This window comes from Pseudoalteromonas sp. SIMBA_162 (assembly GCF_046535955.1).
In the GTDB taxonomy this organism is placed as follows: domain Bacteria; phylum Pseudomonadota; class Gammaproteobacteria; order Enterobacterales; family Alteromonadaceae; genus Pseudoalteromonas; species Pseudoalteromonas marina.
The window spans coordinates 1-258 of sequence record NZ_JAWJBQ010000680.1; the positions used below are offsets into that span (position 1 = coordinate 1).

1 protein-coding gene is annotated in these 258 nt (G+C 60.5%); it reads right to left on the reverse strand.

All coding sequences use genetic code 11. From position 1 onward, the window contains the following. A partial coding sequence (locus tag R0J88_RS21395; RefSeq protein WP_410901085.1) for an AI-2E family transporter occupies positions 1 to 258 on the reverse strand: 258 nt, incomplete at both ends.

A 258-nucleotide genomic window follows, 5' to 3' on the forward strand; every position in this document is an offset into this window, starting at 1 on the left:
GCTGCCACCACGGGGCGAGAATCACGCTGTTGGTCATATAAAGTACTGTTTTTATAGCGATCATGCAGATAACGCAAGAGCACCATGATCACGGCCGCCACCGGCAGGGCCAATAGAATGCCGGTAAAGCCGAACAGCTGGCCGCCCGCCATCACCGCGAAGATGACCGCGACCGGATGCAGGCCGATCTTGTCGCCCAGCAGCAGCGGCTGCAACACCACGCCTTCCAGCAGCTGGCCAAGCGCGAAGACTCCACCG